At 39.8% G+C, this 13,559-nt stretch carries 16 protein-coding genes; 4 read left to right on the top strand and 12 right to left on the bottom strand.

Annotated features, from left to right (window positions below; translation table 11 throughout):
* Positions 1 to 158: 158 nt before the first annotated feature.
* From N0M92_RS16255 to N0M92_RS16240, 4 genes are all read right to left on the bottom strand, one after another.
* The gene (locus N0M92_RS16255) at positions 159 to 602 is read right to left on the bottom strand and encodes a YjfA family protein (protein WP_260286740.1); all 444 of its coding nucleotides are present in this window, start codon (positions 600 to 602) and stop codon (positions 159 to 161) included.
* An 84-nt stretch (positions 603 to 686) separates the two neighbouring features.
* Positions 687 to 1,148: a YjfA family protein gene (locus N0M92_RS16250; protein WP_260286730.1), complete on the bottom strand. Its 462-nt coding sequence runs from the start codon at positions 1,146 to 1,148 to the stop codon at positions 687 to 689.
* Between the two features lie 659 nt (positions 1,149 to 1,807).
* Positions 1,808 to 1,981: a hypothetical protein gene (locus N0M92_RS16245; protein ID WP_260286729.1), complete on the bottom strand. Its 174-nt coding sequence runs from the start codon at positions 1,979 to 1,981 to the stop codon at positions 1,808 to 1,810.
* Positions 1,982 to 2,001: 20 nt separating this feature from the next.
* Complete coding sequence (locus N0M92_RS16240; protein ID WP_260286739.1) at positions 2,002 to 2,217, bottom strand: transporter suffix domain-containing protein; 216 nt, start codon at positions 2,215 to 2,217, stop codon at positions 2,002 to 2,004.
* Positions 2,218 to 2,536: 319 nt separating this feature from the next.
* On the opposite strand from N0M92_RS16240, the gene N0M92_RS16235 reads away from it, so the two are divergent.
* Positions 2,537 to 3,217 carry a copper homeostasis protein CutC gene (locus tag N0M92_RS16235; protein WP_260286728.1) on the top strand — a complete coding sequence of 227 codons (681 nt, stop codon included), beginning with the start codon at positions 2,537 to 2,539 and terminating at the stop codon, positions 3,215 to 3,217.
* Positions 3,218 to 3,412: 195 nt separating this feature from the next.
* Here the strand turns inward: N0M92_RS16235 and N0M92_RS16230 are convergent, their stop codons facing one another.
* The 5 genes from N0M92_RS16230 to N0M92_RS16210 form a co-directional block, all read right to left on the bottom strand.
* Positions 3,413 to 4,177, bottom strand: a complete 765-nt coding sequence (locus N0M92_RS16230; RefSeq protein ID WP_260286738.1) for a putative protein N(5)-glutamine methyltransferase — start codon at positions 4,175 to 4,177, stop codon at positions 3,413 to 3,415.
* 227 nt (positions 4,178 to 4,404) lie between these two features.
* Positions 4,405 to 5,142, bottom strand: a complete 738-nt coding sequence (locus tag N0M92_RS16225; RefSeq protein ID WP_260286727.1) for a MerR family transcriptional regulator — start codon at positions 5,140 to 5,142, stop codon at positions 4,405 to 4,407.
* A gap of 229 nt (positions 5,143 to 5,371) precedes the next feature.
* Entirely contained in the window at positions 5,372 to 6,226 is an 855-nt protein-coding gene (locus N0M92_RS16220) for a pentapeptide repeat-containing protein (protein WP_260286726.1), read from the bottom strand.
* Between the two features lie 42 nt (positions 6,227 to 6,268).
* Positions 6,269 to 6,748 (bottom strand): VOC family protein, encoded by a 480-nt coding sequence (locus N0M92_RS16215; RefSeq protein ID WP_260286725.1) that lies wholly within the window; start codon positions 6,746 to 6,748, stop codon positions 6,269 to 6,271.
* A gap of 124 nt (positions 6,749 to 6,872) precedes the next feature.
* Positions 6,873 to 7,382: a GNAT family N-acetyltransferase gene (locus N0M92_RS16210; RefSeq protein WP_260286724.1), complete on the bottom strand. Its 510-nt coding sequence runs from the start codon at positions 7,380 to 7,382 to the stop codon at positions 6,873 to 6,875.
* Between the two features lie 305 nt (positions 7,383 to 7,687).
* Here N0M92_RS16210 and N0M92_RS16205 point away from each other — a divergent pair, with 305 nt between their 5' ends.
* The 3 genes from N0M92_RS16205 (at position 7,688) to N0M92_RS16195 (ending at position 11,011) form a co-directional block, all read left to right on the top strand.
* The gene (locus N0M92_RS16205) at positions 7,688 to 8,254 is read left to right on the top strand and encodes a sigma-70 family RNA polymerase sigma factor (RefSeq protein ID WP_260286723.1); all 567 of its coding nucleotides are present in this window, start codon (positions 7,688 to 7,690) and stop codon (positions 8,252 to 8,254) included.
* Positions 8,251 to 9,390, top strand: coding sequence for a DUF4179 domain-containing protein (locus tag N0M92_RS16200; protein ID WP_260286722.1), 1,140 nt, complete (start codon positions 8,251 to 8,253; stop codon positions 9,388 to 9,390). Before N0M92_RS16205 ends, N0M92_RS16200 begins: the two co-directional genes overlap by 4 nt.
* A gap of 232 nt (positions 9,391 to 9,622) precedes the next feature.
* Positions 9,623 to 11,011 (top strand): L-cystine transporter, encoded by a 1,389-nt coding sequence (locus N0M92_RS16195; RefSeq protein ID WP_260286721.1) that lies wholly within the window; start codon positions 9,623 to 9,625, stop codon positions 11,009 to 11,011.
* Positions 11,012 to 11,095: 84 nt separating this feature from the next.
* Here the strand turns inward: N0M92_RS16195 and N0M92_RS16190 are convergent, their stop codons facing one another.
* The 3 genes from N0M92_RS16190 to N0M92_RS16180 all read right to left on the bottom strand — a co-directional run bounded on the left by N0M92_RS16190 (position 11,096) and on the right by N0M92_RS16180 (position 13,550).
* A complete protein-coding gene (locus N0M92_RS16190) occupies positions 11,096 to 11,857 on the bottom strand; it encodes an HAAS domain-containing protein (protein ID WP_260286720.1) in 762 nt (253 codons plus the stop codon).
* Between the two features lie 2 nt (positions 11,858 to 11,859).
* A complete protein-coding gene (locus N0M92_RS16185; protein WP_260286719.1) occupies positions 11,860 to 12,189 on the bottom strand; it encodes a PadR family transcriptional regulator in 330 nt (109 codons plus the stop codon).
* Between the two features lie 152 nt (positions 12,190 to 12,341).
* Positions 12,342 to 13,550, bottom strand: coding sequence for a hypothetical protein (locus tag N0M92_RS16180; protein WP_260286718.1), 1,209 nt, complete (start codon positions 13,548 to 13,550; stop codon positions 12,342 to 12,344).
* Positions 13,551 to 13,559: the final 9 nt, after the last annotated feature.

Below are 13,559 nucleotides of genomic sequence, written 5' to 3'. Positions count from 1 at the left end.
TTTTATGTCCCTCTGTTCCTTCAAGATATCTCTGTACCGCTTGTATTTTTTGTTGTGCTGTAAATTTGGCCATAAAGAAACTGCACCTCCAATTGATAGATGTGTCTAACAATTGGGGTGCAGTTCAACCATCCGGATGCTTTTTTTGCCTTAGTTTTTTAGTACCATATGGTCACAGCTTTATTATATGCATCACTATTAGGGATTGCATGTATCCCTTGGGCCTGTGCTTTGCGCGGGTCCAAACCATATACCATTGGTGTATAGCATGAGGTCTGCCCTTTGTTCACGACACCATTGCCTCCGGAACTGGCGCATGTAAAGGCTTTACCATCAGTGCTTCGGACGATCCTGGCATCCGATTCATGGTTGTATACGGCGGGACGTGTCACGGTCACTTTTGCCCAGGCGGTTTTACAGACAGTGCTGAATTTCAATTCTACGTACGAATTGGAATCGATCCATTTTTTATCCTTCGTTACCGCCGAACTTGCACAACTATTATAGAATGGACTTTTCCCATCATAAGAATGCGTTTCGGCCAGAGCCTGATTTTTTCCAAATCCAAAATCGACAAGAAACATCGACAAGGTCATCACCATGGATAAACCTATCATTTTCAGCTTATTATTCAAGTCATTCATCCTTTCTTTGCATAAAAGTAGATGAAGGATTTTGCTTTATGATTAATACCAGCCAGTTTCGCCTGCCGTATATGGCCAGTATGCAACCGCTTGAGCTTTTCGCGGATCTAAATCATATACCATTGGTGTATAGCACGACGTTTGACCTTTATTTATTTCACCATTTCCTCCAGGAGATGCACAGCTAAATTGTTTATTATCAGTATTTCGGACAACCAATGCCGTCGCCTCCCCATCTGCTTTAGCCGGTCTGCTTAGAGTGAGCTTTGCCCAAGCTGTTTTGCAAGTTGTACTGAATTTCAACTCCAAATTGGCAGAAGCACCGTTTAAATTAATTTTCACATTCTTCTTCGTTACTGCACTGTCCGCACAATTGTTATAGTAAGGACTTTTTCCATCATAGGTGTGTGTTTCTGCTGATGCTTTGCTTGCAAAAAAATCAAGGGAGCCAAAAAGGACTAAAGAAGCTACAAAAAATGAAATACATAAAACCATTTTCTTCATTATTTCACTCATCCCCTTAACAAAATTTGTACACTGTCCATCTTACAATTTTTCCATATTCTTACAAGTGATAAATTCCCTAGTTCATGAAAAACTGCATCCCCGCCTTTAACTGGCAGCCGCCATCACTATTACAGTCTGGTATGCCTCGCTTCATCAACCCAATCACCACAGGACAAAGTCATTATGCCTATGAGCCATTCAGGACAAATACGGGAACATATGAATGTCGCGTTGAGACAAAACGAGCCAATAGACTGACGATAACTGGGAAAGACACAGGTCGATGTACTTAATGTTTTTCCGAAAAAAGAAAAGCCCCGACAAAACTCGAATCGTTTTGCCGGGGCTTCATTTTCATTTAGTGAGGTTTTCCCTGATCAATCTAATGATGCTTTCATAATAGGAAAGATCATGCGGAACGAACTGATCCCGTCCGACAAAGCGATCGATCATCATCCTACGGCCCTCCTGATTCATTTCAAACCCCTAAATATTCACTTGGTCCTCCGCTCCGGTCCAAAGCTTTTCGAAGTCATTCAGCACAACCTTCACCATTCCGGAAATAGGGTGAAATCGATGTGCACTTTCATATAGAAGGACGTTTGTCAGTACTTTGTCGATGAAATTTTCTTTCGTTTGATGGTATTCAATGATCCCTAATCGGATAATCTTTTTTCATCGCACCACGATGCTGAAGATATAGGTAATCCACGCACGCTTCCGAACTTGCGAACCAGCAGGCCAATGCCCCAATCTATGTACTTCCTCACGTAAGCTACGCCTGTTTGAATGCGAATTGAATCGAAAGCTTTCAGCAACTCCGTTTCCATGGAGCTTCACTCCCATTGCTTCACCCTTTTTCTTTTCTCCAATTTTTCGGGTTTAAATAACCTTTATATTTAGCAGCCACTTCTTTCCCGACCAAAAGCGCGCCTGCCCAAAACATGACTTCCGCAAAGACGATCGCACCTGTTATGACCCCTGCTTTAGCCGCAGTCGAAAATGGCGTAAAAGGAGCTATGACAGGAATGATCCAAGTGAGAAGGGAAATGATCAGCAATCCCATCCCTACTTTGTAAAACCTCGATTTCTTTACTTCCTTACCTTCTTTATCCAATTAAATAACCTCCGTCATGATGATTCATTTATTACCCCGCCAGACATTCCACTTTCAAATAGTAATAGATTCTTTTTTTATACGTTCGAATGTTCATTTCGTTTCATAAATATGAGAAATAAATAAATTCCATTTGCGGAAAACTAATGAAGGTATTTGATGAGAGGTCATGGGATCTATTAATGAATTGACTTTACTATTCTTAATGGATTTAATAATCTTATACAAGCTATTCTTATAACTCTTGCATGCAGGAAAGGAAAATCCAATGTACATTGAATTCATTGCCACAACGATAGAAGATGCCATTATAATCGAAGAATCGGGCGCAGACCGTATCGAGCTTGTCAGTTCTTTGGCCGAAGGGGGATTAACTCCAAGCCACGCCCTGATAGAAGCTGTCGTCCATTCAGTAAAGATACCAGTCAACGTGATGGTGAGGCCCCATAGCCAGACGTTTTGTTATACGCAAAAAGATTTGGAAATCATGAAAAAAGATATCCAAATCATTCGTTCACTTGGAGCGAACGGGGTCGTTTTGGGTGCATTAAATGAAAAAAACGAAATCAATCGACCTTACCTCGAAGAATTATTGACGGTATGTGAAGGTTTGGAGATTACATTCCACCGAGCCATAGATGAAACAAACGACCCGGTCATTTCAGCTGAAACACTGGCACAATATCGAGAAATCACAACGATATTGACGTCAGGCGGGCATGGGGATTTCCCCAGCCGCATGAAAACGATTCAACAAATGAAAAGAGTCTGCGGCGACATAGCGATACTGGTTGGAAGCGGCTTAAATAAGGATAATATCCTTGCCATCCATTCCGAACTGCATACCGGTCACTATCATTTCGGTACGGCTATTCGAAAAAACAACAGTATCATTGAAGGAGTTACATTAGAAAAAGCTAAGGAAATCGTAAACATGCTAAAGAAATAATGTCGGAAAGGGACCGCTTCTTTGGTCCCTTTTATGATGCAGATCTCTTTTTATAATAAGACCGAGTCCCAAAACCAAATAAATAGTGCCGTCAAAAGCAAGCACCGAACTATAAATGAATACAGCCAGCAAAGAGAATAACATAACTTCTTTGTTCCAATCGTTATAAGAAAAAGCTCCATTAAAAACATTTCTTTACAGTGCGGGCCTGGTTCCAATTACGACAGTGGCGTCCCGTTCAACACACTTTACCACCCGTGGCATCACCCCGTATCCAGCAAAGATTTCCATGGTCTGCATCGCTTGCCGCTCACTGGTCTCGACTAACAAATGGGAGCCCGGTGCCAGCCAAAGTGTTGCCGAAGCTGCCACCCTTCGCTGGACATCAAGCCCGTCCGCCCCGCCGTCTAATGCCACCCTCGCCTCATGCACGCGCGCTTCATGGGGTAGTAGACCGATTCCCTCAGTAGGGACGTATGGTGCGTTTGCGACCAGTACGTCAACACGTCCCCGTAAATTGGATGGAAGCGGTTCATAGAGGTCCCCTTCGTATACCTGACCATTGACTGAAGTGACGTTACGACGCGCGCACCGCACCGCGGCCGGGTCAATGTCGACGGCGTACAATTCGATATCTTCGAGAACATCGCCCACAGCAGAGCCAACCGCGCCCGTACCACAGCACAAGTCCACCACTACTGCTCCTGGCATAGCAAGTGCTGCCGCTTGGCGGACTAAAAACTCGGTCCGTCTGCGGGGTACGAAGACTCCGGGGTCAACTTCTATCCGGATACCGCAGAATTCCGCCCAGCCGATGACGTGTTCAAGGGGCAAACCCGCTATCCGTCTATCCACCATCCCGGCCAATTCGGCCGTTGTCCCTGCCGCGCTGATGAGCAATCGGGCCTCTTCCTCGGCGTAAACACAGCCTGCGGCCCGAAGTTTAGTGACAGTGCTCATATAAATGGCCTTTCCATTAAAAACTGCCACTTTACTTCCATCAACATCATTGATTTCCCCGAGGTTAAAGGCGGCATTCCTAAATTCCATAAGTTCCCTCCTATTTCCCATAAATCTGAATATTAAAAACATTACCACAACTACAGTATACAGCTTCTTAAACTGACCGTCCCTTTAGCTATAAAATAAAAAGGTTGCCGGAGCAACCTTCCATCTAATCTGGGAATTCAATTTTTGTTAGCGTCAGCAAAATGACCCATCGCATCACACATGAATTTTGCTAAACCATCACCGTATTTATCGATATTTTTAGTGAAACGTTGATCATTCACGTACATTTGACCTAATCCCTTGAAAGCATCCAGTGAGTATGTGCCGAAGTTATTGTTCAAACAATCGTACCATTCTTTAATTGCCTCTTGTACCTCCTCCGACTTGGGCGAGTCATTTCGGAATGACGCAAGTTTTATATAGATATCCGATACAATTTTCTGTGCATCTTTCGACATGCCCGCCACTTTAGCCTTCGACTCATCGACAGCTTTATCCCCCCAAAGCTTGCGGGCTTCTTCTTCATATGGATTCTGACTGAAATCAAATCCTTCAAATTTTTCTTTATTCGTCATTTGAATTTCCCCTTTCATATGCTTAATCGATTTTTCGACCGTCTTAATTAATTTATCGAGCTGACTGCGTTTCTCCAGTAACATTTTTTGATGTTGCATTAACGCATCTTGTTTATCAAACGAAGAGCTGCTTATCATTTGTTTTATTTCCTTTAACGGCATGCCAAGTTCCCTGAAGAACAGGATTTGCTGCAACATCTCAAGATTATCATTCGAATATAGGCGATAACCTGATTCGGTTATTTCCTCCGGCGATAATAACCCGATTTCATCATAATAATGCAGTGTCCGCACACTAATGCCAACTAAATCGGCCAGCTTTTTCACTTTCATTGCCACTGCTTCTTACCTCCTTTCGATATCATTTACTTTAAGGTATTACGCAACGTCAGAGTCAAATGGAAAAATGAAAATTTCCCGCCCAATTATAAAAGACGATCCTTCCTAATGAAGAATCGTATGTTAGTAGAATTTTAGGATTAAAGCTAAATCTATGTATAAAATTTTCCCATTACTCGTGAATTAAACAATTTTCATCCATGGGGCGTCTCTGATCTTGGCTTTCCTTCTATCTCCAATGATCGGGAATGCTTAATGTGCGCGGCAATTTTGTCTTTGTATCGCCTTTAGCCGAGTTAATCTGTGCTTGTGTGATGAAGAAACTCCCAGTGAGATCGGCACCGCTTAAATCAGCGTCCCTAAAGTCTGCACCGATAAGATCCGTCACTCTCATGTCAGCTTCTCTGAGGTCGGATGCGATAAGTAAAGCTCCTCTTAAGTTTGTTCCCCTAAGGTCAGCGCCTCTCAACTTTGCACCGATAAGGTCACTTCCCCTACCTATTTTGTTCTGTTTTTTCTGATTTTTATTTTTATTAAATGATGCCTTTGCACGTACGAGTTCACTTGTGCGCAGAAGCAAATCATTAACGATCGCTCTATGAGCTGGTACATTTAGGTCCATGATAGACTTTGGACTTTGCTTAGTGAGATATTCCGTTTCTTCAAAAGCAGCCTGCAAATCTTGATAAAGAGGTTTCGCATCTTCTAAATTCAGTGCTTCATTTAAGTAACAAAGCATTTCATGAAGTTGTTGCATAATAGGAAACACATCGAACATTTCCTTTGCTGACGCTGGGTTGTCTCTCCAATCGTTTCCAGCATATGTGAGTTGAGATACCTTTTGCCCCGCACCGAAGCATTCATATACCGTACAGCCCCTAAAACCTTTTGCTCTGAGATTTTCATGGATGCCGCAACGATAATCCGATTGAAGGTTTGAACATGGTGTACCTCCATCTTTATCAAATGCAAAATCAGCAGATTTTGCATAAGGCAAAGCTACACAGCACAAACCAAAACAATTCTCACAGTCTGCACGTAAATGGTTAAGAATACTATCGTGATTCGTTAATTGATTAAACAATCCTTACACTTCCTTCTATATAAATAAAACCAATCGTTTTTGCTAGTAGATTTTTTTGTTTTCTTCACTAGAATTTAGTTCTTCCCATTCTTCAAGTGAAAGTTTTTCGGTCATATGCTTATATGCATCAGGGACTTTTATCGAACACATGAGTTCGAGGCTATTTCCATCCGGGTCATTGAAATAGACAGAAGCGTTACCCTGGTGCGGGCGCACAAAAGGTTCAATCGACTTCCTTTTTCCAAAAGGGACGACTTCAATTTTCAGGGATTTGAGCCAAGTTAATACATTTTTCATATTATCATAGGATACCCGAAATGCGATATGCCTTAGTGAAGGGTGGTATGGAGTTTGATATTCTTTCCCTTCCCATAATCCGACCCAGCTTTTGTTTTCCTCTATCCAAAAGAAAGCAGTATCTTCATCCCTCCAGGCTAGTTTCAAGCCTATTTTCTTATAAAAATCCATAGAGATGGCCAGGTCCTTGACGGGTAGATGGGCTTCATATAAACCTTCTATCATATTATATTATCCTTTCTCTTTTTAAATAATGAAATCTTTTGCAGCGAAAATATCTCGGGATTATTTCTTCATCTCTTATATCCTTTACAATTTATACGGTCTATTATTATAGAAGAAAATGGATTTAAAGGTTTCTACCATAATGGTAGAATATTAGCTTTTGACCGGAAACAGCACTAAATTCCTCATTAATCGAAATTCGTTCAAAACCGTTTTTCACTAAAACCTTTTGGGAGGCAATGTTGTCGCTTGTCGTTTTGGCTTGTATTTGGGTCACATTCAATTCCGGCGCCAAATTAACCAAAAGCTTTAAAGCTTCATTCGCTATCCCCATTTGCGTAAACGCTTCACCGATTCTGTAACCGACATGAGCCGTACCCTTAATGGGATTTATATCCACAAGGTTAATCCTGCCGACGATTATGCCTGAACCATCCTTAATTAAATAAAAAGAGGAGATGGCATCTTCTTGTTCTTTTAATAATTCCTTGTGCCTGATCTCAAACGTTCCAAAACTATAATAATCATCTCCCCGGCCTGGCACCGTTTGCTCGAAAAACCTTCTATTATTGCATTCAAATGCAAATAACGCTTGTGCATCCTGTTCATTTAGCCTGTGAATGTATATATCCATCATTCCTTCATCCTTTCAAAAAAAGCCATGCATACACGACCTAATATATCATTCAAGAAAACCAAGGGATTATCCTTCATCTTAAATATATATCGAATATTTTTTCATTCAACAGTCTATAGCAGCAATCAAGTGTTTTAGTTAAAGAATCTATTTTTAATCGTTCGATTTTGCCAACAAGCCGTTTATATGGACAACACTGTCGCATACTGACAATAAAAATTTAAAATAGTTGAGAATAAATCTTTTTACTTACGTTGTATTAAGTGTAAAAGTTTTTACAAAAAAACAAGGGGAATCATGTCATGAAGTCTACTGATATAAATTTTATCGAGCGGTTGCAACGCCAAGAAGAAGACGCATTGGAATTTATAGTGGATACCTATTTACCACTAATCAAGGGGGTCACCTATAAGGTTCTCTCACCTCTTGGGAACGACGGTGTCATGGAAGAATGCATTAATGATATTTTTCTTTCTATCTGGCACAATTCAAAAAAGTTCCATGGGGATACAACAGATTTCAGAAAATGGATCTGTGCGATCGCTAAGTTTAAGGCGATTGATTATTACCGAAAAGCCCTGAAGAAAATGGAGCTTACATCAGGTTACACAGAAGCAGATCCAGAAAAATCCGCTGAAGACGAACTGATTATACTGGAAGACAGAAAGGAACTACTTCAGTTAATTGACCTTTTAGAACCTGTAGATCGGGATATTTTTATCATGAAGTACTTTCTTGGTTTAAAAAATGAGGATATATCGATAAAACTCGGGTTGACCAAAGCATCAATTGATAATCGAATTTATAGGGGAAAAAAGAAGCTAAATCAAAAAGCTATGAATCTTAAGTTAGGAGGAAGTGTCGTATGAAGGATATTTATGAATTATTAAATGATATAGACATAGACGAAACTGAATTTAAGGAAATGGAAGTCACCGAACTAGAAAAAGCTAAAGTCAAAAGAACCCTAAAAAAATCAATACGCAAGAAGAAAAAAATGAAACGTTGGCAAAAGAATGTTCTGGCTGCTTCCATTATATTCGGGTTATCCACCGCAACGATTGGATTCTCGTTTACCGCTTCTGCTAAAAGCATTCCTTTGATAGGAGATATTTTCAGCTATTTTAGTAATGAAAACTCAGGTCTCCCCGATGATATCAAGAATAATGGAAAGGGCCTTTATAGTGATTATAAGGCCTACTCTAACAAAATTGGCTTTACCGAAGAAAGCAATGGCCTTACTTTCACGATAAATGACGCCATTTATGACGGAAAAACAGTAACCATCACTTATACTATTGAAAGCGAAGAAGATTTGGGTGACGGATCATTCTTCATTCCCAGCCCGAATATAAAGGAAATGAAAGCCCAAGGGGGATCGGATGGAATTTCAAAAGTTGCTGATAAAAAATATGTAGGCTTATTGACGGTTAGTGACTTAGAAAATCTTAAAGAAGATAAGGTAAATATAGATTGGGATATAAACAGCATCAGTATTACCGACATGGATAAAGAGATAAAAGGAAATTGGAACTTCGCTTTCTCTCTAAAGGCAACTGAAAGCAACGAGAAGGTCATCAATAAAAGTGTGAATCAACATGGAGTAAAAGTATCCGTCGAAAAACTATCGATCTCGCCAATGTCCTTTGTGGTTGATTATCATCAAGAAGTGTCCGAATCAATCAAAAACAAGTGGGATGATGCCTATGTGGAGTTGATCATTAAAGATGACCTGGGGAATGTATACGATGGTCAAGAAAACGGAGGAAGCGGTATCGATTCTTATAATTTGAACTTCAGCAAAACATTCGAAAAAATCGATCCGGATGCTACGCAATTGATTGCAACACCCCATATAACATTACGTAATTTCACTTCAGAGAACCACGGAGAAGTAACCATAACGGAAGATGGTGAAGAAAAAGTGTCATCCTTCCCAACAAAACCAGGAATTGCTCCCCAAGAGTTGGTATTGGATGATATCGTGATTGATTTGAAAAAATAACAATTTCACCTACAAGAGGTATACTGAACCCTTGATCCCAGATTGGGAAAGGTTCTTGTATACCTCTTTTTTGTGACTTCTTATTCAGTCCATGAATAAGGATATATACATGAATTAGTTGAAAAGTCAAAAATAAATTATTTTCTTCTGGTAAAAAATCAACGGATGATGTATCATAGTCTTCAGATATTTATTATTCTTATTTGGTTAATCGGAATTAGGAGGAATATATATGATTGGTTATGTGTTTTTAAATCTTGCCATAATGCTCGTTCTTTTAGGCGTTTTATTTTACATGAATAAGAAGCATGTTTCCTTTACAAAAAGGGTCTTTACTGGACTTGGTTTAGGGATTGTATTCGGACTTCTTTTGCAGTATTTCTATGAACCCCAGTCAGAAGCGATCGTTAAATCGGTCGATTGGTTTAACATTGTAGGTTCGGGCTATGTCAAGTTCCTGCAAATGATCGTCATGCCGCTTGTCTTCATTTCGATCTTATCCGCATTCACAAGATTGAAACTGACTAGCAATATTGGAAAGATCAGTGTGCTGATCATCGGAATCCTGCTTGGGACGACGGCGATTGCAGCAGCTGTTGGGATCACCTCGGCAACTGTATTCAATTTGGAAGCCGTTCAAATTGAGCAAGGGGAAGCGGAGTTAAGCCGCGGGGATCAAATCTCGGAAACCTACGGTACGATTCAGGATAAAACGATGCCACAGCAAATCCTTGAATTGATTCCGTCCAATCCGTTCCTTGATTTAACGGGAGCACGTCCGACATCAACCATTTCCGTTGTAATTTTTGCTGCATTCCTTGGGATTGCCTATTTAGGAGTAAAACGCAAGCAGCCTGATCACGCTGAATTTTTTGCTAAAATAGTAGATACATTGCACAGCATCATCATGCGTGTCGTAACATTGATCCTGCGACTAACGCCTTACGGGATCTTGGCGATCATGACGAAGACGGTAGCTACGAGTGATTTGGATGCCATCCTGAAGCTGGGGAAATTCGTGGGAGCCTCTTATGTCGCCCTGATTGTCATGTTCCTCATCCATTTGCTATTGCTGATGCTTGCAGGATTGAACCCAATCGTATATTTAAGAAAAGCTTTCCCGGTATTATCGTTTGCCTTCACTTCAAGAACAAGTGCAGGAGCTCTTCCATTGAACATCCAAACACAGAAACAACTAGGGGTGTCGGAAGGGATTGCCAACTTTGCCGGATCCTTCGGCTTGTCGATCGGTCAAAACGGCTGTGCCGGAATCTATCCGGCCATGTTAGCGGTCATGATCGCTCCAACGGTTGGAATCAACCCGCTGGACCCTTCATTTATAGCCATGTTGATTGCCATCGTGGCCATTAGCTCTTTCGGGGTTGCAGGTGTAGGCGGAGGAGCAACCTTCGCTGCCATCCTGGTATTATCTGCAATGAACTTGCCAATCGCCTTGGCCGGACTGTTGATTTCCGTCGAGCCATTGATCGATATGGGAAGAACGGCCTTGAATGTCAGCGGAAGCATGACTTCCGGTATTCTGACCAGTAAAATAACGGGCGACCTGGATAAGGAACAGTTCAGCGAAGAATCATCTTTGAAAATAGAAGCTGAAATGTAAAATAAAAAAGCACCGGACTTCCTGTCATGGGAAGTCTGGTGCTTTTTTATTTGCCTATACTTTGGAACCTGCTGGCAAAACACTTCAACTGCTTTTGGTTTTCCTAATCGTATATCCACAATAAAGGAGGATACCCAGCATCGTTATTAAACCGCTCAGTATCAAATTAACGTCCCCTTGGTAATGGGTCTGTTTCAATAAAACTTCAGGTGCAAAAAGGAGGATCGGAATGATGACGGAAACCCAGGTTTTGCTCCATAAGGATATGAGGATGAATATTGAAATGGCTAGAATTACAGCAATAATATTATCTGTGTTTTCAAATTCAATAAACGTTGTGCCATAGATCTCACTAAACAAAATTAAACCGGCAAATAACGCAATCGAGATTATGCCTAGTCCATATAGGAGTGCACCTTGCTTTACCTTGGATAATTTATGACTAGCCATATACCTAAAAGATAACATATAACCGAATATTGAAAGGATTCCCGCCAAAGGGTAACCAATGATTTCCCACAATGAAAATTCAATCCCACCATTTATAGCTTTCTCAATAATCCAATAGGAAAATGCCCCGATTAAAATCATCACTATATATTTCAGCCATCCCTTAAAATCAACTGACATTTCATCAGAAAGAAGTTTCATGTACTCTTTTGGACTTCTGCCTATGATATGTTCTACACTTTTTTCATTCCTCTCCGCTTCGAAAAGATGGACCTCTAACTCTTCGATGATACCCTCGATTTCAGCCGTTTTCTTTCCACTTGAAAAAAGGTATAATCTGAGGTCTTCTAAAAAGAGTTGACTTTCCCTGGATAACGCTTTGTTTACATCAAGCACCTTTACATTCCCCCTTTGTTTTTCACTATTTTATTTACATTTGAACTTAGCTTACTCCAGCGGTCAATGAAGACTTCCAGTTCGCTTTCGCCTTTTTCAGATAAAGAGTAATACTTCCGACTGGGTCCTGCTGTTGATTTCTTTAAAGTCGTAATTACTAATTTTTCCTTCTGCATGCGTATTAATAATGGATAAATGGTACCTTCACTTAAAGAATCAAACCCATATCCCCCAAGCTTTTCGGCTAATTCGTACCCGTAAACCTCCCCCTCTTTAATGATCGCTAACAGACAACCTTCCAAAATCCCTTTAAGCATTTGAGTTGATGTCATGGATATTGAATCACCTCCCCTTTATCTTGTATAACAAGGTATTAGTTCAAAAAAAACATTTACTTCATTTTACATTTACACTACCTTGTAATGCAAGTGTTTAATTCCTCATTATCCCTTTAGTGGGATTTATTCTTTTTTTAATGTCCATTTTAATCAATAAGTAAATGCCAGATATTTTCTTGTTTCTTATACCTTCCCTTTAATTCTCCAACACCATCAATTGTAAGCGAATCACTGTTTTCAATGGGGCTTTTCCCTAATATCAGATGTAATTTATTTATATTTTTAATTCCATTACCAACATGGGCAATTACAGGTTGTTGAATAAGAAAATCTTGATTGTTGATTCTTACTTTTAAAAAGCTCTTATGTAAAAGTCTATCTTCTAAGGAGATGATATTCATCGGGTCAAAGGATTCAGCAGTTATTTCCCCTTCAATATATAGATGAATTCCTGCTTGTTGATAAAATTCTTCAAATTCATTTTTTCTCTTTTCTAAAGCAAAATTAACTGCTTCCTCTGTTTCAGTACTTACCTTCACATCAGCTATTGAATCTTCGATATAGTCACCACCGGTATGCTGTTTTAATAGGTCATATAATGTTTCTTCTCTATCAAAAAAACTTTCCATCCAGCCTGGTGAAAGCTCCTCAAGTAACAAACACATAAACAAACCGGAACCATAACAACTTCTTCTAATACTAGAAGTAGATTCAATTTTGTTTACTAGTTGTTGTGCATACTTTTTTAAAACTGAATGGTATTCAAGCGGGCTTTTTTCGGAGTAAGCCCTTAATTCGACATACCACGCAGGTCCCTCAATGGTTTCAATCAACTTTTCATATATTAGGTACTCTTCAATACTGGCTGCTCTTTTTTCCCTTAGGGCAATGAAAGCATCAAGGTATTGTTTCTTCTTCATTATGTTATTTTCCAACAACGCATGATAAAGATTTGTTCTTTCCCGATTTCGCAATTCCACATTTTCTTTTGACAACGGATATGTGATTCCCATCATTTCATCAGGAAACCGTTTTTCATCTTTAATATATTGATAGCCGTGAAATAATTCGTGAACCACTATTGAATACAAATCTTCATAATGCTCATACGAATCCATATTAACAATTGCAGTAGGATATTCTTCATACAAAATAATTGTGTCGCCAGTAAACCGTACATCCCACTTTAAAGTATGATATGTACATTGTGGATCGTTACTGAATTTGGGATGATTGAATAGATAAACATTTCTCTTATTATATAATGCATAAGCAGCAAGTTCAAAACCCGGCCAATAATTTTCCAACTTCGCTTTAACTAAGTCTTCAGTAATTCTATTAAGATAATGAGGCATTCTTTTCCT

This window comes from Peribacillus aracenensis (assembly GCF_025175645.1).
GTDB classification, from domain to species: Bacteria; Bacillota; Bacilli; order Bacillales; family DSM-1321; genus Peribacillus; species Peribacillus aracenensis.
Note: the sequence above shows the minus strand (reverse complement) of the source record. Positions and strands in the feature narration are given on the sequence as shown.